The sequence below is a fragment of the Mycobacterium sp. genome, from assembly GCF_049683935.1.
GTDB lineage: Bacteria > Actinomycetota > Actinomycetes > Mycobacteriales > Mycobacteriaceae > Mycobacterium.
The window spans coordinates 1-21,539 of record NZ_JBAUJR010000485.1 but is presented as its reverse complement, the minus strand read 5'-3'; the positions used below and the strand labels follow the sequence as shown (position 1 = coordinate 21,539).

At 67.6% G+C, this 21,539-nt stretch carries 21 protein-coding genes; 16 read left to right on the top strand and 5 right to left on the bottom strand.

Annotated elements, in window-relative coordinates:
• Positions 1 to 41 precede the first annotated feature (41 nt).
• The 11 genes from argC (at position 42) to WA965_RS27555 (ending at position 10,177) form a co-directional block, all read left to right on the top strand.
• Positions 42 to 1,076 (top strand): N-acetyl-gamma-glutamyl-phosphate reductase, encoded by a 1,035-nt coding sequence (argC, locus tag WA965_RS27605; RefSeq protein ID WP_526448247.1) that lies wholly within the window; start codon positions 42 to 44, stop codon positions 1,074 to 1,076.
• Positions 1,073 to 2,269: a bifunctional glutamate N-acetyltransferase/amino-acid acetyltransferase ArgJ gene (argJ, locus tag WA965_RS27600; RefSeq protein ID WP_526302587.1), complete on the top strand. Its 1,197-nt coding sequence runs from the start codon at positions 1,073 to 1,075 to the stop codon at positions 2,267 to 2,269. Before argC ends, argJ begins: the two co-directional genes overlap by 4 nt.
• Positions 2,266 to 3,135, top strand: coding sequence for an acetylglutamate kinase (gene argB, locus WA965_RS27595; RefSeq protein ID WP_526302585.1), 870 nt, complete (start codon positions 2,266 to 2,268; stop codon positions 3,133 to 3,135). The genes argJ and argB overlap by 4 nt, the downstream gene beginning before the upstream one ends.
• Complete coding sequence (locus WA965_RS27590) at positions 3,132 to 4,322, top strand: acetylornithine transaminase (protein ID WP_526302583.1); 1,191 nt, start codon at positions 3,132 to 3,134, stop codon at positions 4,320 to 4,322. Before argB ends, WA965_RS27590 begins: the two co-directional genes overlap by 4 nt.
• Positions 4,319 to 5,248 (top strand): ornithine carbamoyltransferase, encoded by a 930-nt coding sequence (gene argF / locus WA965_RS27585; protein ID WP_526302581.1) that lies wholly within the window; start codon positions 4,319 to 4,321, stop codon positions 5,246 to 5,248. Before WA965_RS27590 ends, argF begins: the two co-directional genes overlap by 4 nt.
• Positions 5,245 to 5,733 carry an arginine repressor gene (locus WA965_RS27580; RefSeq protein WP_178359301.1) on the top strand — a complete coding sequence of 163 codons (489 nt, stop codon included), beginning with the start codon at positions 5,245 to 5,247 and terminating at the stop codon, positions 5,731 to 5,733. Before argF ends, WA965_RS27580 begins: the two co-directional genes overlap by 4 nt.
• Before the next feature lie 32 nt (positions 5,734 to 5,765).
• Positions 5,766 to 6,965, top strand: a complete 1,200-nt coding sequence (locus tag WA965_RS27575) for an argininosuccinate synthase (protein WP_526302579.1) — start codon at positions 5,766 to 5,768, stop codon at positions 6,963 to 6,965.
• An 82-nt stretch (positions 6,966 to 7,047) separates the two neighbouring features.
• Positions 7,048 to 8,460, top strand: coding sequence for an argininosuccinate lyase (argH, locus tag WA965_RS27570; protein WP_526448246.1), 1,413 nt, complete (start codon positions 7,048 to 7,050; stop codon positions 8,458 to 8,460).
• Positions 8,461 to 8,481: 21 nt separating this feature from the next.
• On the top strand, positions 8,482 to 9,105 hold the full coding sequence (locus tag WA965_RS27565; RefSeq protein ID WP_526300203.1) for a hypothetical protein: 624 nt from the start codon (positions 8,482 to 8,484) through the stop codon (positions 9,103 to 9,105).
• The gene (locus WA965_RS27560; RefSeq protein WP_526300205.1) at positions 9,102 to 9,668 is read left to right on the top strand and encodes a hypothetical protein; all 567 of its coding nucleotides are present in this window, start codon (positions 9,102 to 9,104) and stop codon (positions 9,666 to 9,668) included. Before WA965_RS27565 ends, WA965_RS27560 begins: the two co-directional genes overlap by 4 nt.
• The gene (locus WA965_RS27555; RefSeq protein WP_526300207.1) at positions 9,665 to 10,177 is read left to right on the top strand and encodes a hypothetical protein; all 513 of its coding nucleotides are present in this window, start codon (positions 9,665 to 9,667) and stop codon (positions 10,175 to 10,177) included. Before WA965_RS27560 ends, WA965_RS27555 begins: the two co-directional genes overlap by 4 nt.
• Here WA965_RS27555 and WA965_RS27550 read toward each other — a convergent pair.
• Positions 10,134 to 11,387, bottom strand: coding sequence for a hypothetical protein (locus WA965_RS27550; RefSeq protein ID WP_526300209.1), 1,254 nt, complete (start codon positions 11,385 to 11,387; stop codon positions 10,134 to 10,136). The two genes, WA965_RS27555 and WA965_RS27550, sit on opposite strands and share 44 nt — an antisense overlap.
• The gene (locus WA965_RS27545) at positions 11,384 to 13,147 is read right to left on the bottom strand and encodes an ABC-F family ATP-binding cassette domain-containing protein (protein WP_526300211.1); all 1,764 of its coding nucleotides are present in this window, start codon (positions 13,145 to 13,147) and stop codon (positions 11,384 to 11,386) included. The genes WA965_RS27550 and WA965_RS27545 overlap by 4 nt, the downstream gene beginning before the upstream one ends.
• An 89-nt stretch (positions 13,148 to 13,236) precedes the next feature.
• Here WA965_RS27545 and WA965_RS27540 point away from each other — a divergent pair, with 89 nt between their 5' ends.
• Genes WA965_RS27540 through WA965_RS27530 form a run of 3 tightly spaced genes read left to right on the top strand, consistent with a single transcriptional unit; the run spans position 13,237 to position 16,981 of the window.
• Entirely contained in the window at positions 13,237 to 16,206 is a 2,970-nt protein-coding gene (locus tag WA965_RS27540) for an AMP-binding protein (RefSeq protein WP_526300213.1), read from the top strand.
• A gap of 59 nt (positions 16,207 to 16,265) precedes the next feature.
• Positions 16,266 to 16,772 carry a hypothetical protein gene (locus tag WA965_RS27535; protein ID WP_526300215.1) on the top strand — a complete coding sequence of 169 codons (507 nt, stop codon included), beginning with the start codon at positions 16,266 to 16,268 and terminating at the stop codon, positions 16,770 to 16,772.
• Between the two features lie 5 nt (positions 16,773 to 16,777).
• Positions 16,778 to 16,981, top strand: a complete 204-nt coding sequence (locus tag WA965_RS27530) for a Trm112 family protein (protein ID WP_526300217.1) — start codon at positions 16,778 to 16,780, stop codon at positions 16,979 to 16,981.
• On the opposite strand, the gene WA965_RS27525 is transcribed toward WA965_RS27530, so the two are convergent.
• From WA965_RS27525 to WA965_RS27515, 3 genes are read right to left on the bottom strand one after another with little or no spacing between them, the layout of a single operon-like run.
• Entirely contained in the window at positions 16,978 to 17,595 is a 618-nt protein-coding gene (locus WA965_RS27525) for a TetR/AcrR family transcriptional regulator (protein WP_526300219.1), read from the bottom strand. The genes WA965_RS27530 and WA965_RS27525 overlap by 4 nt on opposite strands.
• Before the next feature lie 5 nt (positions 17,596 to 17,600).
• Entirely contained in the window at positions 17,601 to 18,428 is an 828-nt protein-coding gene (locus tag WA965_RS27520) for an ABC transporter permease (RefSeq protein ID WP_526300221.1), read from the bottom strand.
• Positions 18,362 to 19,123, bottom strand: a complete 762-nt coding sequence (locus WA965_RS27515; RefSeq protein WP_526448245.1) for an ABC transporter ATP-binding protein — start codon at positions 19,121 to 19,123, stop codon at positions 18,362 to 18,364. The genes WA965_RS27520 and WA965_RS27515 overlap by 67 nt, the downstream gene beginning before the upstream one ends.
• A gap of 58 nt (positions 19,124 to 19,181) precedes the next feature.
• On the opposite strand from WA965_RS27515, the gene WA965_RS27510 reads away from it, so the two are divergent.
• Both WA965_RS27510 and tyrS read left to right on the top strand, forming a co-directional pair.
• Positions 19,182 to 19,799: a DNA-3-methyladenine glycosylase gene (locus tag WA965_RS27510; RefSeq protein ID WP_526300225.1), complete on the top strand. Its 618-nt coding sequence runs from the start codon at positions 19,182 to 19,184 to the stop codon at positions 19,797 to 19,799.
• Positions 19,800 to 19,863: 64 nt separating this feature from the next.
• A complete protein-coding gene (gene tyrS, locus WA965_RS27505; protein WP_526300229.1) occupies positions 19,864 to 21,126 on the top strand; it encodes a tyrosine--tRNA ligase in 1,263 nt (420 codons plus the stop codon).
• Positions 21,127 to 21,539: the final 413 nt, after the last annotated feature.

Below are 21,539 nucleotides of genomic sequence, written 5' to 3'. Positions count from 1 at the left end.
ATGAGTTTGCAACTTTCTGCATAACCATGCATCATCGCTGCATGACATCCGTCGCGGTTGCCGGTGCCAGCGGTTATGCCGGGGGAGAGATCCTGCGGTTACTCCTCGGCCACCCCGCTCATGCTGCGGGCAGGCTCACCATCGGCGCGTTGACCGCAGCGGCCAGCGCGGGCACCACCCTGGCCGAGCACCACCCGCATCTGCTGCCGCTCGCGGATCGGACGCTGGAGCCCACCGAGGTCGAGACACTCGCCGGGCACGACGTCGTGTTCCTCGGTCTGCCGCACGGGCATTCGGCGGCGCTGGCCGATCAGCTCGGACCGGACACGCTCATCGTCGACTGCGGTGCGGACTTCCGGCTCACCGATTCCGCCGACTGGATGCGGTTCTACGGCTCCGAGCATGCCGGCAGTTGGCCCTACGGACTCCCCGAACTGCCCGGGGGCCGCGACTGTCTGCAGGGTGCCAAGCGGATCGCCGTCCCCGGCTGCTATCCGACCGCGGCACTGCTGGCTCTGTGGCCCGCGCTGGCCGAGGGGCTCATCGAGCCCGCGGTCACCGTCGTCGCCGTCAGCGGCACCTCCGGGGCGGGGCGCGCCGCCAAGGTGGATCTCCTCGGCTCCGAGGTCATCGGTTCGGCACGGGCGTACAACATCGGGGGCACCCACCGCCACACCCCTGAGATCGCGCAGGGCCTTCGGGCCGTCACTGCGAGCGACGTCACCGTGTCGTTCACCCCAGTGCTGATTCCTACGTCGCGCGGCATCCTGGCCACCTGCACCGCGCGCACCGCCGCGTCGGTATCCGAGCTGCGGGCTGCTTACGAAAAAGCCTACGACGACGAGCCTTTCGTGTATCTGCTGCCTGAAGGCCGGCTACCGAAAACCGGGTCGGTGATCGGTAGTAATGCCGCCCAGCTCGCCATCGCGGTCGACGAGGACGCCCAGACGTTCATCGCGATCGCGGCGATCGACAATCTCGTCAAGGGCACCGGAGGAGCGGCGGTGCAGTCGATGAACCTCGCGCTGGGCTGGCCCGAGACCGAGGGTCTCTCGACGGTGGGGGTGGCACCGTGACTCAGATCGTGCGCACCCAGGGGGTGACCGCCCCGGCGGGATTCCGGGCCACCGGCATCGCGGCGGGTATCAAGGCTTCCGGCGCACTGGATCTGGCCCTGGTGTTCAACGAGGGCCCTGATTACTCCGCAGCGGGAGTGTTCACCCGCAACAAGGTCAAAGCCGCCCCGGTGCTGTGGTCGCAGCAGGTGCTGACGACGGGACGGCTGCGCGCGGTGATCCTGAACTCCGGCGGCGCCAACGCCTGCACCGGGCCGGCAGGCTTCCAGGACACCCACGCCACCGCCGAGGCGGTCGCTGCCGCGCTGTCGGGCTGGGGCACCGAGACCGGTGCGATCGAGGTTGCGGTGTGTTCCACGGGGTTGATCGGAGACCGGCTCCCGATGGACAAGGTGCACGTCGGCGTGCAGGAGATCGTGCACGAGATGGCGGGTGGCCTCACCGGGGGCGAGGAGGCCGCGCGGGCCATCATGACCACCGACACCGTGCCCAAACAGGCTGCGCTGCATCATCAGGACCGGTGGACGGTCGGCGGAATGGCCAAAGGGGCAGGGATGCTGGCCCCCTCACTGGCCACCATGCTGTGCGTCATCACCACCGACGCCCTCGCCGACGCGGCTGCGTTGGACCAGGCGCTACGGCGTGCCGCCGCGCGCACCTTCGATCGGCTCGACATCGACGGGAGCTGTTCGACCAATGACACGGTTCTGCTGCTGTCCTCAGGCGCCAGCGAGATCACGCCCACCCAGGACGAACTCGACGACGCGGTGCTGAAGGTCTGCGACGACCTGTGCGCCCAACTGCAGGCTGACGCCGAGGGTGTCACCAAGCGCATCGTCGTCGCGGTCACCGGCGCCGCCAGCGAGGACGATGCGCTGACTGCTGCCCGCGTGGTGGCACGGGACAGCCTGGTCAAAACTGCGCTGTTCGGCTCCGACCCGAACTGGGGACGGGTGCTGGCCGCCGTCGGCATGGCGCCGGTCGTCCTCGATGCCGATCGAATCACGGTGTCCTTCAACGGTTTCCCGGTGTGCATCGACAGCGTCGGGGCACCGGGCGCGCGGGACGTCGACCTGTCGGCGAAGGACGTCACGGTCACCGTCGATCTGGGGGTCGGAACCGCTTCGGCGGAGATCCGCACCACTGATCTGTCGCACGCCTACGTCGAGGAGAACTCGGCCTACAGCTCATGACCACGACATCGGACAAGGCGCAGGTGCTCGCCCAGGCGCTGCCCTGGCTCAAAGCTCTCCACGACAAGATCGTCGTGGTCAAGTACGGCGGCAACGCAATGACCGACGACGCGCTGAAGAAGGCCTTTGCTGCCGACATGGTGTTCCTGCGGAACTGCGGCATCCACCCGGTCGTGGTCCACGGCGGCGGCCCGCAGATCAGCGCCATGCTCAAGAAGTTGGGCATCGCCGGCGATTTCAAGGGTGGCTTCCGGGTCACCACACCCGAGGTGCTCGACGTCGCACGGATGGTGCTCTTCGGACAGGTCGGCAGGGAATTGGTGAACCTCATCAATGCCCACGGCCCCTACGCGGTCGGCATCACCGGCGAGGACGCGCAACTGTTCACCGCGGTGCGCCGCACCGTGCTGGTCGACGGCGTCGCCACCGACATCGGACTGGTGGGCGATGTCGCGAGGGTCAACACCGACGCCGTGCTGGACCTCATCGAAGCGGGCCGGATCCCTGTGGTGTCGACGATCGCGCCCGACACCGACGGTCTGGTCTACAACATCAACGCCGATACCGCCGCGGCGGCTCTCGCGGAGGCGCTCGGCGCCGAGAAGCTGCTCATGCTCACCGATGTCGAGGGCCTCTTCACCAACTGGCCGGATCGCGGCTCGTTGGTCAGCCAGATCGACGTCGCCGCACTGACACAGCTGCTCCCGACTCTGGAGGAGGGCATGGTGCCCAAGATCGAAGCATGTCTGCGCGCCGTCAACGGCGGCGTGCCGAGCGCACACGTCATCGATGGCCGCGTGGAACACTGCGTGCTGGTCGAACTGTTCACAGACGAGGGCGCAGGCACGAAGGTGGTAGGTGTATGACCCCGAAGACCGAAAACGCGCCGCTGCTCGACCGGTGGTCGGCGGTGATGATGAACAACTACGGCACCCCACCCCTGGCACTGAGCAGCGGTGACGGCGCCACGGTCACCGACGTCGACGGCAGGTCCTACGTGGACCTGCTGGGCGGAATCGCGGTCAACGTGCTCGGGCACCGCCATCCCGCGGTCATCGACGCCGTGATCCGGCAGATGAACACGCTGGGGCACACCTCCAATCTCTACGCCACCGAACCGGGAGTGGCATTGGCCGAAGCACTTGTCGGCCTTCTCGGTGCTCCGGCCCGGGTGTTCTTCTGCAACTCGGGAACCGAAGCCAATGAAGTCGCCTTCAAGATCACCCGGCTGACCGGACGCACCAAACTTGTTGCCGCACAGGGCGCTTTCCACGGCCGCACCATGGGGTCGCTCGCGCTCACCGGCCAGCCGTCCAAGCAGGCGCCCTTCGCCCCGCTGCCCGGCGAGGTGAGCCACGTGCCGTACGGGGACATCGAAGCACTTGTGGGCGCTGTCGATTCCGATACCGCCGCGGTCTTCCTCGAGCCGATCATGGGGGAGGGCGGCGTGGTCGTCCCGCCCGCCGGTTACCTGGCGGCCGCACGTGAGATCACCGCGGCGCACGGCGCGCTGCTGGTCCTCGACGAAGTGCAGACCGGGGTCGGGCGAACAGGTGCTTTCTTCGCCCATCAGCATGACGGGATCACCCCCGATGTCGTCACGCTCGCCAAGGGGCTCGGCGGCGGGCTGCCGATCGGTGCGTGCCTGGCAGTCGGGCCGACCGCCGACCTGCTCACCCCCGGACTGCACGGCAGTACCTTCGGGGGCAACCCGGTCTGCACCGCGGCCGCACTGGCCGTTCTGGGTGTGCTCGCTGACGAGCACCTGATCGAACGCGCCGAGGTGCTCGGCAAGACGATCAGCCACCGGACCGAAGCGCTGGGCCATCCGCTGGTCGACCACGTCCGTGGCCGCGGACTGTTGCTCGGCATCGTGCTGACCGCCGAGGCCGCCAAGCCCGTCGAGATCGCCGCGCGCGAAGCAGGTTTCCTGGTCAATGCGGCTGCGCCCGACATCGTCAGGTTGGCACCACCTCTGGTGATCACCGAGTCCGAGGTGAACGGCTTCCTCACCGCGCTCCCCGCGATCCTGGACCGGGCGGGGGAGTCATGACGCGGCACTTCATGCGTGATGACGATCTGAGCCCCGAAGAGCAGGGCGAGGTCCTGGCGCTGGCAGCGGAACTGAAGCTGGCGCCGTTCAGTCGTCGGCCGTTGGAAGGCCCGCGTGGTGTCGCGGTGATCTTCGAGAAGAACTCCACCCGCACCCGGTTCTCGTTCGAGATGGGTATCGCTCAACTCGGCGGGCACGCCGTGGTGGTGGACGGCCGCAGCACCCAACTCGGCCGGGAGGAGACCCTCGAGGACACCGGCCAGGTGTTGTCGCGCTACGTCGACGCCATCGTATGGCGCACTTTCGCCCAGGAGCGGCTCGCGGCCATGGCCTCGGGGTCGACCGTGCCGATTGTCAACGCCCTGTCCGACGAGTTCCACCCCTGCCAGGTGTTGGCCGATCTGCAGACCCTGGCTGAACGCAAGGGTGCTCTGAAAGGGTTGCGGCTCAGCTACTTCGGCGACGGCGCCAACAACATGGCGCACTCGCTGATGCTGGGCGGCGTCACCGCCGGTGTCGATGTCACGATCGCCTCCCCGCGCGGCTTCGAGCCTCACCCGATGTTCGTCGCGGCGGCCGAGACCCGCGCGAAGCAGACCGGCGCCACCGTGACGCTCACCCACGACCCGATCGCGGCCGCGGCCGGCACCGATGTTCTGGTGACCGACACGTGGACGTCGATGGGGCAGGAGAACGACGGCCTCGACCGGGTGCGCCCGTTCCGGCCCTTTCAGCTCAACGCCGCACTGATGGCACACGCAGATTCTGAAGCGATTGTGCTGCACTGCCTTCCCGCGCACCGCGGCCACGAGATCACCGACGAGGTCATCGACGGACCGCAGAGCGCGGTGTGGGACGAGGCGGAGAATCGCCTGCACGCCCAGAAGGCGCTGCTGGTGTGGTTGCTCGCTCAGGGTTCGCCATGACCAGCGCGGCGACCCGCGCCGGACGGCAGGCCAGGATCCTCGCACTGCTGTCCACCCAGTCGGTGCACAGTCAGACCGAACTGGCGGGGCTGCTGGCCGACGAGGGCATCGACGTCACCCAGGCGACGTTGTCCCGGGATCTCGAAGAGCTCGGCGCGGTCAAGCTGCGGGGCGCCGACGGCGGCGTCGGCGTTTACGTGGTTCCCGAGGACGGCAGCCCGGTGCGCGGCGTCACCGGGGGTACCGAGCGGGTCTCGCGCCTGCTGGTCGACCTGTTGGTGTCCACCGACGCCAGTGGCAACCTCGCCGTACTACGTACCCCCCCGGGTGCGGCACACTATTTGGCTAGCGCCATCGACCGCGCGGCGTTGCCGTACGTGGTCGGCACCGTCGCCGGCGACGACACGATCCTGGTGGTCGCGCGGGAACCGATGACCGGCGCCGAACTCGCGGTGACGGTCGAGAGCCTGTCCCATGCTCGCTAGAGCCTGAATCACACATACACGAAGGAGTTTTTATGTCCGAGCGCGTCATCCTGGCGTATTCCGGCGGTCTGGACACCTCGGTGGCGATCAGCTGGATCGGCAAGGAGACCGGTCGCGAGGTGGTGGCCGTCGCCATCGACCTCGGCCAGGGCGGCGAGGACATGGAGGTGGTGCGCCAACGCGCGCTGGACTGCGGTGCCGTCGAGGCCGTCGTCGTCGACGCGAGAGACGAATTCGCCGAGCAGTACTGCCTGCCGGCGATCCAGTCGAACGCGCTCTACATGGACCGTTACCCGTTGGTGTCCGCTCTGAGCAGGCCGCTGATCGTCAAGCATCTGGTCGACGCCGCACGCGAGCACGGTGGCGGCATCGTGGCGCACGGCTGCACCGGAAAGGGCAACGACCAGGTCCGCTTCGAGGTCGGTTTCGCCTCGCTGGCACCCGATCTCGAGGTGCTTGCCCCCGTGCGCGATTACGCCTGGACTCGGGAGAAGGCGATCGCCTTCGCCGAGGAGAACGCCATTCCGATCAACGTCAGCAAGCGGTCCCCGTTCTCGATCGACCAGAACGTCTGGGGTCGCGCGGTGGAAACCGGCTTCCTCGAGCATCTGTGGAACGCACCGACCAAGGACGTGTACGACTACACCGAGGATCCGACCATCAACTGGAGCAGCCCTGACGAGGTGGTCGTCGGCTTCGACAAGGGTGTCCCGGTGTCTGTGGACGGCCGCGCGGTGTCGGTGCTGCAGGCCATCGAGGAACTCAACCGTCGCGGCGGCGCGCAGGGCGTGGGGCGCCTCGACGTGGTCGAGGACCGGCTCGTCGGGATCAAGAGCCGCGAGATCTATGAGGCGCCCGGCGCGATGGTGCTGATCACCGCGCACACCGAACTCGAGCACGTCACGCTGGAACGCGAACTGGGCCGGTTCAAGCGCAACACCGACCAGAAGTGGGGAGAGCTGGTCTACGACGGCCTCTGGTACTCACCGCTGAAGACCGCGCTCGAGTCGTTCGTCGCGAAAACCCAGGAGCACGTCACCGGCGAGATCCGGCTGGTCCTGCACGGTGGGCACATCGCGGTGAATGGACGCAGAAGCGCCGAGTCGCTCTACGACTTCAATTTGGCCACCTACGACGAAGGCGACACGTTCGACCAGTCGGCGGCCAAGGGATTCGTCCATGTGCACGGGCTGTCGTCGAGCCTGTCGGCCCGCCGGGACCTGGCCCAGTGACCGCGAGCGCGCGTGTCTGCACAGCAACGCGCCGCAGGATGCGTACAAAACTGCGCGCTCGCGGGGCCTTGAGGACGTGCTCATGAGTACCAACGAAGGCTCGCTGTGGGGCGGCCGGTTCGCCGACGGTCCGTCGGACGCCCTGGCGGCGCTGAGCAAGTCGACACACTTCGACTGGGTGCTCGCGCCGTACGACGTCGTCGCCTCCAAAGCCCATGCGCGCGTGCTGTTCCGGGCCGGATTGCTGACCGAGGAGCAGCGCGACGCCCTGCTGGTCGGACTGGACAGCCTGGGAACCGACGTCGAGGACGGCAGCTTCGGGCCGCTGGTCAGCGACGAAGACGTGCACGGAGCGCTCGAGCGCGGGCTCATCGACCGTGTCGGCGCCGAACTGGGCGGCAGACTACGTGCCGGTCGTTCCCGAAATGACCAGGTGGCCACGCTGTTCCGGCTCTGGCTGCGGGACGCCGTCCGTCGTGTCGCCGAGGGCGTGCTGGAGGTCGTCTCGGCGCTGGCGACCCAGGCCGCGGCGCATCCCACCGCCATCCTGCCCGGCAAGACCCATCTGCAATCCGCGCAGCCGATCCTGCTGGCCCATCATCTGCTGGCGCACGCCCACCCGCTGCTGCGTGACGTCGACCGCCTCGTCGACTTCGACAAGCGCGCCGCGGTCTCGCCGTACGGGTCAGGTGCGTTGGCGGGCTCCTCGCTCGGACTCGACCCTGATGCGATCGCCGAGGAACTCGGTTTCGACGCCGCCGCGGACAACTCCGTCGACGCCACGGCGTCGAGAGACTTCGCCGCCGAGGCGGCCTTCGTGCTGACGATGATCGGCGTCGACCTCTCCCGGCTGGCAGAGGACATCATTCTTTGGAGCACAACGGAATTCGGATACGCCACGCTGCACGACTCGTGGTCGACGGGCAGCTCGATCATGCCGCAGAAGAAGAACCCGGACATCGCCGAGCTGGCCCGGGGAAAATCCGGCCGGTTGATCGGCAACCTCACCGGGCTGCTGGCGATGCTCAAGGCGCAGCCCCTGGCCTACAACCGCGATCTGCAGGAGGACAAGGAGCCGGTCTTCGACTCGGTGGCCCAGCTGGAGCTTCTTCTGCCTGCGATGGCCGGCCTGGTCGCCACCTTGCGCTTCGACACCGACCGGATGGCCGAGCTCGCGCCGCTCGGCTACACCCTGGCCACCGACGTCGCCGAGTGGCTGGTCCGGCGCGGGGTGCCGTTTCGGGTCGCGCACGAGGCAGCAGGGGCCGCCGTTCGCGCGGCGGAGGCTCGAGGCGTCGGCCTCGAGGAACTCGAGGATTCCGAATTGGCCGGCATCCACGCTGACCTGACCCCCGAGGTGCGCGACGTGCTGACCATCGAGGGGTCGGTGAACTCCCGCGACGCCCGCGGCGGCACCGCACCCGTTCAGGTCGCCAAGCAACTCAACACCGTGCGCGACGTCAGCGACAGGTTGCGGATCCGACTCCGGCGCTGAGGGTCGATACCATCCACCGGTATGGACGCCAACACCGGCGAGGCGGTGGCCGATCTCGGCCCTCGTCAGCGTGCGCGGCGATGGCTGGCACAGCGCAAGCTGCGGCAATGGTGGAAGGCCGGCGTCGCGGCGATTCTGGCGATCGCGGCGCTCTTCGGTGGCCTCGATACCGTCAACACGTCGGTGACGTCGTTCAAGCCGGGGGAGAAGTTCAGCGACGGAGAGTTCACCGTGACGGTCGACCGGGCCAGAGTCGTCCCCGAGGTGCGGGCCGGGACCCTCGTGGTGGCGCCGGCGAAACCTGGCCGGGCCTACCTCGGCGTGGTGGCGACCCTGCGTAACGACGGCACCATTCCCGGCCGACTCGAGGGGGAGCTGAATCTGCGTGGCCAGCCCGGCAGTCGGTTCGTCGGGGTGATGCGTCTCGCGGACAGCTCGCACATCATCACGCTGGGGCCGAAACTGGAGGAACAGGTCGCGTTCGTGTGGGAACTGCCCGAAGATGCTTTGGCCGCTGGTGATTTCGCGACCCTGCGGGTGTGGCAGAAGACGTTCAAGCAGGGGTTCGTGGTGTACGGCGAGCTGTGGGTGGACAGCGTCACCGAGTACGGCGAGGTCGTGGTCCCTGTCGGCGGTGCGTTGTGACGGCAGGAACGCGACTGCGCACCGCGGTGCCCGCAGTGGTGACGGCCGCCGCGGTGGCCGTCGCTGCGGTGGTGTGGCACCACCTCCCCGAACCTCTCGACGTGTACGGACCTCTCGATGTCACCGGCGCACTGGGACAACCTGTCGGCGGACGCGCCATCGAGATGACCGTGACCGGGGTGCGCATCGGTCCTCAGGCGCAACGGCCGTCGAAGCCGCCGGTGCCCGCGGTCGGTGAGTGGGTGGTCGTCGACGCCGAACTGTCCGCCACGTCGGAGCCCGTCAAGCCGAACGCGGACCTTCGTGTCGGCCCGAACACCTACATCCCCTCCGATCGGTTCCTGCCCACACCGCTGGGCACCGCGCTGGCGCCGGGGATCGAGCAGCGTGGCTCCTGGGTGTTCGACGTGGCTCCGGATCTGCTCGACGGCTCGCTTCCGGTGACCCTGCGGGTCTCGCAGGGGGACGGTCGCCTCGACTCCCGCCTCGTGGTGTCGATCCCGATCACCGATGCCCGCCACGAGGATCCGGTGGCATTGGAACCAGTCCGGCTGGGATCGTGATCCGCCGTCCGCTGCCGCTGTGGCAGCGCAACCTGATCGGGGCCGTCGTGGCTGCCGCGGCACTGACCGTCTACACCGTCACCGACCTGTGGCCGCCGTGGGCGCACTATCGCGACACGATCCGTCCGGAGCACGTGGTGGCCGCCGGGCAAGCGCACACCATCGACGGGCAGACCTGGTCGATCGGCGAGGTGAAGCATTTCGGTCAGAGCCCGGCGCCCTACGCTCAACCCCTGCCGGTGGGCACCGTGCTGACCGTGGTGACGGTGGAACGTCCGGGGGTGACGCCCCCCGGCCAGGCCTGTGACGGCGTCCTCACCGACGGCGAACATCGTTGGCGCGGACAGACACTCAGCACCTACTCGATACCGATGGCGCCGGACGCATGGTTCAACTGCACGCAGCCCGGACCGCTTCAGTGGGCCTTCCTGCACCCCACGGAAACCGTGCCGACCGCCGTCGACGTCACGGCGCCGGACGGGGTGATTCTGGTGCGGCTGCAACTGTAGGAGCGCGCTGCACGCAGTAGGCGAGCATCGTGGCGATCAGGCAGATCCGAAGCGGCTCGACGATGAGCTGCGAGATCAGCGCCAGCGTGTTGATGGCACCGTTCCAGAACAGGAAGGGATGTGGACCGATCAGCGAGGCCATGCCGCGGTACAGGTATCCCGACCCCAACTGCGGGCGGTAGAAACTGCCCGACATGTCCAGCCACGCCAGGCAGAGATAGGCCAGCACATACAGCGACAGCGCCAGCAGGCCGGCGTGCAGCAGCAGCTTCGCCGAATCGGCGATCGGCTTGAACTTCCCCAACTGTGTTTCCGTGTAGTCGCCGAACTCCGTGCGCAGCTTGCCCGGAACGCGCTGCCATCGGGTGTGCACGCGCGTGCCCGCGACGTCGCGGACCGTCGACCGCCAGTCCGCCGTCGTGGAGACGCCGTACACGATGCCCGCCACGGCCAGCCAGATCAGCGGCACCGCGGCGCCACCCAATACCGTGCGCAACGCCCACATCGCGGCATCCCACATGGTTTCGAACAGCTGAAAATGGGAGAACGCCGCTTCCCGGGTGTTGTTGAACCACACCACGATCCGACGCTGCGCGAGCCAGCCCGCGGGGTTCAGCAGGATCGTCAGACCCTGGTTCACCGACAACGTCAGCACCAGGAACACCCACAGTGCATCGACGTAGATCCGCACCCCGAGGAACCACCCCGGCAGCTTGTCCTTGAACCACGTCAACAGGTAGCGCGCCATCAGGGCCGCGGCGATCACCAGCCAGGTGGCGGTGCTGACCGGAAGCGATTCGGGATGAATCTCGGTCAGTCCCGGCGTCATCATGGCCTCGCCGATGCGGTAGTCCAGCCTGCGGGCCTCGAAGGCCAGCCAGTCCTCGCGGAACATCTGCCATGCCAGGTAGATCGCGAAGAACGGCACGATGATCGTTGCGAACACGTCGATCTGGCGCGATGACCGCCGGGGTTGTGCCGTGAGCACCGGGATGCCGGATCGCAGCACCAGGAACATCGCGACGTAGGAACCCAGGCGCGCCATCCCGGCGAGCGGCATGATCAGCGACGCCCAGAGCTTGTTGTCTTGTCCGGCCCAGGCCGCCAGCTCGATCACACCCTGGCGTCCGAGGAACCCGAGCAGGTAGCAGGCAGCGAGCTGCGGCCAATAGCGCAGACACAGCACAACCGGCTGCACGAGGTAGGTCATCCGCTGTCCTCGGCAGCCGCCAACCAGTCCTCCTCCAAGCTGTCCTTGCGTGCGAGCAATTCACTGAGCTCGGAGTTCAGTTCGCCGGCGCGGACGTGGTCGGCGGCGGCGTGTGCCATCGATTCGTGCAGGGACGCGATCCGCTGGTCCAGCTTCGTCAGCTGGTTCTCGATGCGCGCCATCTCCTTGCCGGTCCGCCGTTCCCGTGCCGCCGAGGTCTCCCCACGCGTGGCCGCCGGAGCTGCCGATGTGCCGGGATCGGTTGCGGCGCGGTCCAACAGGTACTGCTCGATGCCTCCGGGCAGCAGATCACACCGGCCGCCCCCGGTCAGCGCGTAGGTCACGTCGCTGACCCGTTCCAGGAAGTACCGGTCGTGCGTCACGACGATCAGTGTGCCGGGCCAACCGTCGAGGTAGTCCTCGATGACGGTGAGGGTGTCGATGTCGAGGTCGTTGGTGGGTTCGTCGAGCAGCAGGACGTTGGGTTCGTCGAGCAACAACTGCAGGAACTGCAGCCTGCGTCGCTCGCCGCCGGACAGCTCACCGACCCGGGCGGTCAGCTTGTCGCCGATGAACCCGAAGTCCTTCAACAGCGTGTCAGCGGTGATCTCCCGCCCGCCGGCCAACTCGGTGACCCGTCGGCGATTCTCGACGGCGTCGATGACGCGCTGTGCGCCGTCGACCTCGTTGAGCGCCTGGCTCAGATAGCCGATCCGCAACGTCAAACCCCGCTTCACGGTGCCCGCCGAAGGACTCAATTCGCCCGCGAGCAGGCGCAGCACCGACGTCTTGCCGGTGCCGTTGACGCCGACCAGCCCGATACGCATCCCGGGACCGATCGACCAGTCGATACCGTCGAGCAGCGTGCGCGGCGGGTCGCCGACGTCGAGACGGACGCGGTGCAGGTCGAAGACGTCCTTACCCAGCCGCGCGGTGGCGAAGCGTTGCAGCACAAGCGAATCCCTGGGCGGCGGTTCGTTCGCGATCAGGTCGTTGGCCGCCTGGATGCGGAACTTCGGCTTCGACGTTCGCGCGGGCGGTCCACGCCGCAGCCACGCCAGCTCCTTGCGCATCAGATTCTGGCGCCGCGCTTCGGTGCCCGCCGCCACCCGCATGCGCTCGGAGCGGGCCAGCACGTAGGCGGCGTACCCGCCTTCATAGGCGTCGACAACGCCGTCGTGCACCTCCCAGGTCTTGGTGCAGACCGCGTCGAGGAACCACCGGTCGTGGCTGACGACGACGAGCGCCCGCGCGGGTCGCGAGCGCAGGTGCTCGGCCAGCCACCCGATCACCTCCACGTCGAGGTGGTTGGTGGGCTCGTCGAGCACCAGCACGTCGTGGCCGGCCAGCAGGACTTCCGCCAATGCGACCCGACGGCGCTCACCCCCGGACAGGCCGGTCACGTCGGCGTCGAGATGGACCCCGGACAGAAGGTGCTCCACGACGGCGCGGGTGTCGGCCTCGGCGGCCCAGACGTGATCGGGCCGGCCGCCGGTCACCACCCCGCGCACCGTGGCGCCGACGGGGAAATCGTCGGCCTGGCGCAGGTAGCCGACCGACAGGCCGGAGGTGTGGGTGGCGCGGCCGGAATCTGGATCCCCGACGCCGGTCAGCACCTTGAGCAGCGTCGTCTTGCCGTCGCCGTTTCGGCCCACCACGCCGATCGCATCACCCTCTTCGACGCCCAGGCTGACAGCGTCGAGAAGTGTGCGGGTTCCGTAGCCGACCGTGGCTCGTTCGAGGTTGATCAGGTTTGCCATCAGGCGCCGATGATAGGCGGGGCCTGTGCCATGATGACGTCGCAGGCGGCGGGATACCGAAGAGGCAAGTCTGGCGATAGGGGAGCACGGTGGTGGACCTCTCGGCGATCACCGGGCCCGTGGGGCGACTGGTCGCCACCGCGCAGAACGGCCTGGAGGTGCTTCGCTACGGCGGGTTGGAGACCGGTGCGGTCCCGTCGCCGTTCCAGATCATCGAGAGCGTCCCGATGTACCGGTTGCGGCGTTACTTCCCGCCGGACAGCCGTCCGGGTGCCAAGCCTGCGGGGCCTCCCGTGCTGATGGTGCATCCGATGATGATGTCGGCCGACATGTGGGATGTCACCCGCGACGAGGGCGCGGTCGGCATCCTGCACCGGGGTGGGGTCGATCCCTGGGTCATCGACTTCGGGTCACCGGACAAGATCGAGGGCGGCATGCAGCGCAACCTCGCCGACCACGTCGTCGCGTTGAGCGAGGCCATCGACACGGTCAAGACGGTGACCGGCCGCGACGTCCACTTGGCGGGCTACTCGCAGGGCGGCATGTTCGCCTACCAGACAGCCGCCTACCGCCGGTCCAAGGATCTGGCGAGCATCGTCGGCTTCGGCTCGCCCGTCGACACCCTTGCCGCGCTGCCGATGAACCTGCCCGCCAGCCTGGCGCCCGCGGCCGCCGATTTCATGGCCGATCACGTGTTCAGCCGGATCGACATCCCGGGTTGGCTGGCGCGGACCGGTTTCCAGATGCTCGACCCGATCAAGACCGCCCAGTCGCGGCTGGACTTCCTGCGCCAGCTGCACGACCGGGAGGCGTTGCTGCCCCGGGAACAGCAGCGCCGGTTCCTGGCATCGGAGGGCTGGATCGCCTGGTCGGGTCCGGCGATCTCGGAGCTGCTCAAGCAGTTCATCGCACACAACCGGATGATGACCGGCGGCTTCTCGATCCATGGCGACCTGGTCACGCTGTCGGACATCGACTGCCCGGTGCTCGCGGTGATCGGCGAGGTCGACGACATCGGCCAGCCGGCGTCGGTTCGTGGCATCAAGCGGGCGGCGCCTCAGGCGGATGTGTACGAATTCCTCATCCGTGCAGGTCATTTCGGTCTGGTCGTGGGGTCGAAGGCAGCTACCCAGACGTGGCCGGCGGTCGCGGCCTGGGTTCGTTGGCTCGACAGCGGCGGCGACATGCCCGAGGGGGTGACGCCGATGCCGCTGCAACCCTCGCTGCACACCGAAAGCGGCGTGACGCTGACCTCGCGGCTGGCGCACAGCACAGCGGCCGCCACCGAAATGGCGTTCAGTCTGGCCCGGTCGGCCGCCGGCGCGTTTGTCGCTGCGAACAAGTCGGCACGCACCCTCGCGGTCGAGACCGCGCGCACGCTGCCGAGGCTCGCCCGCCTGGGCCAGGTCAACGACCACACCAGGATCTCGCTTGGCCGGATCATGTCCGAGCAGGCGCGGGACGCTCCGCAGGGGGAGGCGCTGCTCTTCGACGGTCGCGTGCACACCTACGAGGCGGTCGACCGGCGCATCAACAATGTGGTGCGTGGGCTCATCGGTGTCGGTGTCCGGCAGGGCGCCCGCGTCGGCGTGCTGATGGAGACTCGTCCCAGCGCCCTGGTCGCCATCGCGGCGCTGTCCCGACTCGGCGCCGTCGCCGTGCTGATGCCGCCCGACGGGGACCTGGCGGAGGCGGTTCGGCTGGGGGCGGTGTCGGAGATCATCGCCGATCCGAGCAATCTGGATGCGGCAGGTGCGCTGGACATGCGGGTCCTGGTCCTCGGTGGCGGCGAATCCCGCGATCTGCACCCGGCCCAGAACGCCGAGGTCGTCGACATGGAGAAGATCGACCCCGACCTCGTGGACCTGCCCGGCTGGTATCGGCCCAATCCCGGGCTGGCGCGCGATCTGGCCTTCATCGCGTTCAGCACGATCAGCGGGGAACTCATCGCCCGCCAGATCACCAACTACCGGTGGGCACTGTCGGCGTTCGGTACGGCGTCAGCCGCCAACCTCGGCCGCAACGACACGGTCTACTGTCTCACCCCGCTACATCATCAGTCGGGGCTCCTGGTCAGTCTCGGTGGAGCGGTTGTCGGCGGTGCGCGCGTCGCACTGTCGAGGGGTCCGTGTCCGGAGCGCTTCCTACAGGAGATCCGCCAGTACGGCGTCACCGTGGTGTCCTACACCTGGTCGATGCTGCGGGAGGTCATCGACGATCCGGCGTTCTCGTTGACGGGCACCCACTCGGTCCGGTTGTTCATCGGCTCCGGGATGCCCGCCGGTCTGTGGAAGCGGGTTGTGGAGGTTTTCGGACCGGCGCATGTGGTCGAGTTCTTCGCGACGACCGACGGGCAGGCCGTGCTGGCCAATGTCTCCGGCGCCAAGATAGGCAGCAAGGGCAGGCCGTTGCCCGGCGGCGGCGAGGTCGCACTCGCCGCGTACGACCCGGAGGACAATCTGATCCTCGAGGATGACCGGGGTTTCGTGCGCCTCGCCGAGACCGACGAGGTCGGTGTGCTGCTGGCGCACCCCCGGGGTCCGGTCGACCCGCTGGCCTCGGTCAAACGGGGCGTCTTCGCCCCGGCCGACACCTGGGTGTCCACCGAGTACCTGTTCCGCCGTGACGACGACGGCGACTACTGGCTGGTCGACAACCGCGACGGCGTGATCCACACGCCCCGCGGACCGGTCTTCGCCGCAACGGTGAACGACGCGGTCGGCCGACTCGGGTCTGTGGACATGGCCGTCACCTACCCCGTCGAGGCCGGTGGCGAGACGGTGGCCGTGACGGCACTGGCGTTGCGGCCCGGTGGCAGCGTTCCCTCTGCCGACCTGTCCGAGGCGCTCGCCGACCTGGTGGTGGGCAATGCACCCGACATCGTCCATGTCGTGGCCGAGATGACCCTCACCGCGACCTACCGCCCGCTGGCCGGCCCGTTGCAGCAACAGGGCATCCCGAAGCCGTCGCGTAACGCCTGGTATCGCGACCCCGATAGCCATCGGTACAAGCGGTTGACAGCTGCGGTGCGCAGCGAGATCGTCGGCAGTCAGCAGTGATGCCCGGCGGGGGCCGCGCTGTTAGGCTCGCGCTGAATCGCCGTCCACGAGGAGTACTCATGTCATCACGAATCTGGCGCCGCTCCGCAGCCGCCGCGTTGGCCGGCGCAGCAGCGGTCACCGGCCTGGTAGTGGTTGCTGCGCCCACGGCGTCGGCGCAGCCGGCCGAGCCGACGACAGAGAACAGGGCGCCGGTGTCGCCCGACCAGATCCTGATGATGATCTCGCAGGAGTACCAGACCGGATCCGGGGGCGGTCAGGTGTCCAAGCTGATCGACCAGGTGATCACGCTCCGCTCGCGGGGCATCCGGCCGTCGGCTGCCAGCACCCGAGCACTGGCAGCAGGCCTCGAGGCGCGGCCCAATCAAGGGCCACTGATCGAGGCGCTCCAGGCGACGCTGGTCGATCAGCGCAAGCAGTTCTCGCGGCAGGGTGTCCAGGCGGCCGCGCCCGGTGCTCCGGCTCCGGCCACCCCGGGTAGTCCCCATTCGACGATGGGACCCAACTGGGGCCCGGGCAACCCGATGCAACAGGACACCCCGATTTTCCAGATGCCCGGCCGCTGAGCACGATGGCATTGGACGGCACGCTGCTCGCCATCCTGGTCTGTCCCGAGGATCGGGGTCCGCTGCTCCTCGTCGACGGCCACCTCTACAACCCGCGATTGCGGCGCAAATACCGTATAGACGACGGCATCCCGGTTCTCCTCATCGACGAGGCGGTATCGGTTGATGACGACGAACATGAGCGGCTGTCGGCCGCGAGTAAGTCCTAGCCCAGATGCGGTAGGTCGCCTGTCAGGTAACGCTGCAGGTTGGGCGCCACCGTGTCGACGATCTGCTCCACCGGCAGGGAGTTGAACGGCTCCAACTCGAGGATGTAGCGAGCCATCACGACGCCGATCAATTGTGATGCCACGTACTGCACCCTGATCCGTCCGCTGCCCGGGGGATCGTCGACGCGACTTCCGACCTCGGCGACGATCACGTCCTGCAGGAATGACCGGAACAGCGAGACCTCGGTGCCGCCTGCCAGGATCGACCGCAGGGTGGCGATGAATCCCTTTCCCGCCTCGGAGTCCCACAGCGGTAACAGCAGCGAGGGCAGCACGCGGCCGATCTGGTCGACCGGGACCTCGCGCAGCGGGCCGATGATCGCCATGGGGTCGACGGGGATGTGGATCGCCGCCGCGAACAACTGGGTCTTGGTTCCGAAGTAGTGGTGCACCAGGGCGGGGTCGACACCCGCGTCGGCGGCGATCGACCGGATCGAGGTGTTCCCGATTCCGTTGCGCGCGAACAACTCCCGCGCGCTCACCAGGATTCGGTCCCGGGTGTCCGACGGGCCGGGAGGCCGCCCGGGGCGTTTGCGGTCCGGCGTGGTCGTCACTGTGTCTAGGGTGTCCTTCGCCTCAGGGTCGCCGCGGCGAGGCCGAGCGCCAGCACCGCGAACCCGATGACCACCACGATGTCGCGCACCGCGATCGATGTCAGCTCGGGGTGTGCCGCGACCTCTTGCAACGCTTCCAGAGCGTAGCTGGCAGGCAGTGCATTGCTGATCCACTGCAGCCAGTCGGGGAGCAGCGCGCGGGGGACGATGATGCCGCACAGCAGCAACTGGGGTGCGATGACCAGCGGCATGAACTGCACCGCCTGGAACTCGGTGCGCGCGAATGCACTGCACAACAGGCCGAGTCCGACACCGAGGACGGCGTTGGCGATCGCGATGACGAACACCCACACCGGACTGCCCGCGGTGTCGAGCCCGAGAAACCAGAAGGCCACCACACACGCGAGAGTGGCCTGTGCGGCGGCGGCGATCGAGAAAGCGGTGCCGTAGGCGGCCAGCAGGTCGAAGCGACGCAGTGGCGTCGTCAAGATCCGCTCGAGCGTTCCGGAGACTCGTTCGCGCTGCATGGTGATCGACGTGATCAGGAACATCACGATCAGCGGAAAGACACCGAGCATGATGAGACAGGCGTTGTTGAACGGCGACGGAGCCCCGGGACGTTGCGGCACATCGACAAACATGAAGTACATCAAGGTGATGATCAGGCTGGGAACCACCAGGATCATCGCGACACTTCGGTGATCGCCGGCGAGCTGTCGCAGAATCCGCGTGGTTGTGGCGAGATAGCCCCGGGGGCTGAGCGAGCTCAGGCCGTCCCTGCTTCGGTGTCTCGCCGGATGATGGACAGAAACGCCTCCTCCAATGACTGACATCCGGTGTCCTTTCTCAGTCGGGACGGTGTGCTGTGGGCGAGGACCTGTCCGTCGCGCATCAGCACCAGATCTGCGCAGTGCTCCGCTTCATCCATCACGTGGCTGGACACCAGCAGGGTGGTGCCGTTGCGGGCCAGCCGATCGAACCGGTCCCACAGGTCAGCGCGCAGGACGGGATCGAGTCCGACGGTGGGTTCATCAAGAACCAGCAGTTCCGGGTGGGCGACCAGAGCGCATGCCAGCGAAACCCTGGTGCGCTGTCCACCTGACAAGTTGTCGGCCAGGGCTGTCTGATGGTCTTCGAGTCCAACAGCGGCGATCGCCTCGCCGACATCGTCGTTGTCGCGGCCGAACAGTGCGGCAAAGTAACGAACGTTGTCGACGACCCTCAGGTCCGGGTAGATGGTGGGCTGCTGGGTCACATAACCCACTCGGGACCGCAGCGCCGACGATCCGGCGGGTCGGCCCAGCACCGTCACCGATCCGCGGCTCATGACCTGGGTGCCGACGATGCTTCGCATCAGCGTGGTCTTGCCGCAACCCGACGGACCCAGCAGTCCGGTGATGACCCCGCGCGGAACCTGCACGGTGATGTCGTCAAGGGCGACTCGGCCGCCCCGAACCACCCGCAGATCTTCGATGTCGATGGCCGAGGATGCCGCCGACGATAATTCATCGAGCGATGAAGTCATCATGCGATGAATATGCTCTTGCCCGCAGGAGCTGTCAATACCCAGCCGTACGATGTGGCCGATGGTCCGAGAAGCCGAGCGGCTGGCGACCGACCCGCCGGCCTGCGCCCAGTTGCTGTTGGGTTCGGTGCTGACAGGTCGCGGGGTCAGTGCACTGATCGTCGAAACGGAGGCTTACGGCGGGCCTGCCGACGGGCCATGGCCTGACGCCGCATCCCATTCCTTCCGCGGCCCGGGAACGCGAAACTCAGTGATGTTCGGGCGTGCCGGGTTGCTCTACACCTATCGCAGCCACGGTATTCACGTCTGCGCCAACGTCGTGTGCGCGACAGCCGGGGTTGCCGGCGCAGTGCTGCTCCGGGCTGCGGTGATCGAGTCCGGTTCCGAGAGAGCCCGCGCCCGTCGAGGTGAGCTGGTCAGCCAGCAGGCCTTGGCGCGCGGGCCCGGAAATCTCTGCTCGGCGCTGGGAATCACCATGAGCGATAACGGAATCGATCTCTTCGCCCCGGATTCTCCGGTGCGGCTTGCCCTGGGAGCCGCCCAGGTCGGCGCGACCGGACCGAGAGTGGGTGTCAGCAAGGCCGCCGATCGTCCCTGGCGGATGTGGCTGGCCGGCCACCCTGAGGTGTCGCCCTACCGACGGAGCCCGCGGGCACCGGCTCCCGGCGACAGCGACTAGTACGGAAAGATCAGAGTCTGTGACTTCCGCGTCCTCTGAAGCTTCCGCGTCGACGGCACCATCCATCCTCGGCGAGCTGGAATGGCGCGGCCTCATCGCGCAGTCCACCGACCGGGACGGATTGGCCGCAGCGCTGGCCGACGGTCCGCTGACCGTGTACTCGGGATTCGACCCGACGGCCCCCAGCCTGCACGCCGGACATCTGATACCGCTGCTCACGTTGCGGCGTTTCCAGCAGGCCGGGCACCGGCCCATCGTTCTCGCCGGTGGGGCGACCGGAATGATCGGGGATCCGCGCGACGTCGGCGAACGCTCGCTGCACGCCGCCGACACCATCGCCCAGTGGGCCGACCGCATCCGTGGGCAACTCGAACGCTTCGTCGAATTCGACGACTCACCGACCGGAGCAGTAGTCGCCGACAACCTGTCGTGGACGAGTGAACTCTCGGCGATCGAGTTCCTCCGCGACGTCGGAAAGCATTTTTCGGTCAACGTCATGCTCGACCGTGACACCGTGCGGCGCAGGCTCGAAGGAGAGGGGATCTCCTACACCGAGTTCAGCTACATGTTGCTTCAGGCCAACGATTTTGTTGAGCTGCACCAGCGATACGGTTGCAGCTTGCAGATCGGCGGCTCCGATCAGTGGGGCAACATCATCGCCGGCGTCCGATTGGTCCGGCAGAAGGCCGGTGCCACCGTGCACGCGCTGACCACGCCGTTGGTCACCGACTCCGAAGGCAAAAAATTCGGAAAGTCCACCGGCGGCGGCAGCCTGTGGCTGGACCCGACGATGACCAGTCCGTACGCCTGGTACCAGTACTTCATCAACACGGCGGACGCGGACGTGGTCTCCTACCTGCGTTGGTTCACCTTCCTGTCGGCTGAAGAGCTGGCAGAACTCGACGCTGCCACCGCCGATCGCCCGCACGAGCGCGCCGCACAGCGGCGCCTCGCCCGGGAGCTCACCGATCTCGTCCACGGCGAGGCTGCGACCGCAGCCGTCGAACACGCCAGTCAGGCGTTGTTCGGGCGCGGCGAGCTGGCGGCACTCGACGAAGCAACGCTGTCCGCGGCGTTGCGCGAGGCAGCTGTGGCAGAGCTCGTGCCCGGGGGAGCGGACTCGATCACCGACCTACTCGTCGCCACCGGGCTGGCCGCCAGCAAGGGCGCCGCACGTCGAACGATCGCCGAGGGTGGGGTATCGGTCAACAACGTGAAGATCACCACAGACGAGTGGGTCCCGCAGCCGTCGGACTTCTTCCACGGTAAGTGGCTGGTGCTTCGACGCGGGAAGCGGAATATCGCCGGCGTCGAGCTCGTTGGATGATCTACCGGAGCCGTTGGCTCTGGTCACAGACCTATACCGCCGGTCGGGAACAAACCCGACGGAGTCCGCGTTGGGTCTTTCAGCAGTCAACGCACCGCTTCGGTGCGCACGCTGGGAGCAGTTCGAAAAACCCGCCCCAGCAGGCCATTTGACTCAGAGTTATCCCTGGCGTAACTTATCGGAGTCGCCGCGAGACGGGCCCAAAACCCGGAGCGCGCGGCGGCCTCCAGCAGGAAGTGCCACTCCGGTGGGTTCCTGATCGTCCGCACTACGAGCTAGCGGCTTTTAGCCGCGGGTTGGTTGCGCGGCCGCCTGGGTGTGTTGTTTGAGAACTCAATAGTGTGTTTGGTGGTTTTTGTTTGTTGTTTTTTGTTGTGTCCTTATTTTCCCGTTTGGGGGCATGACGTTGTTTT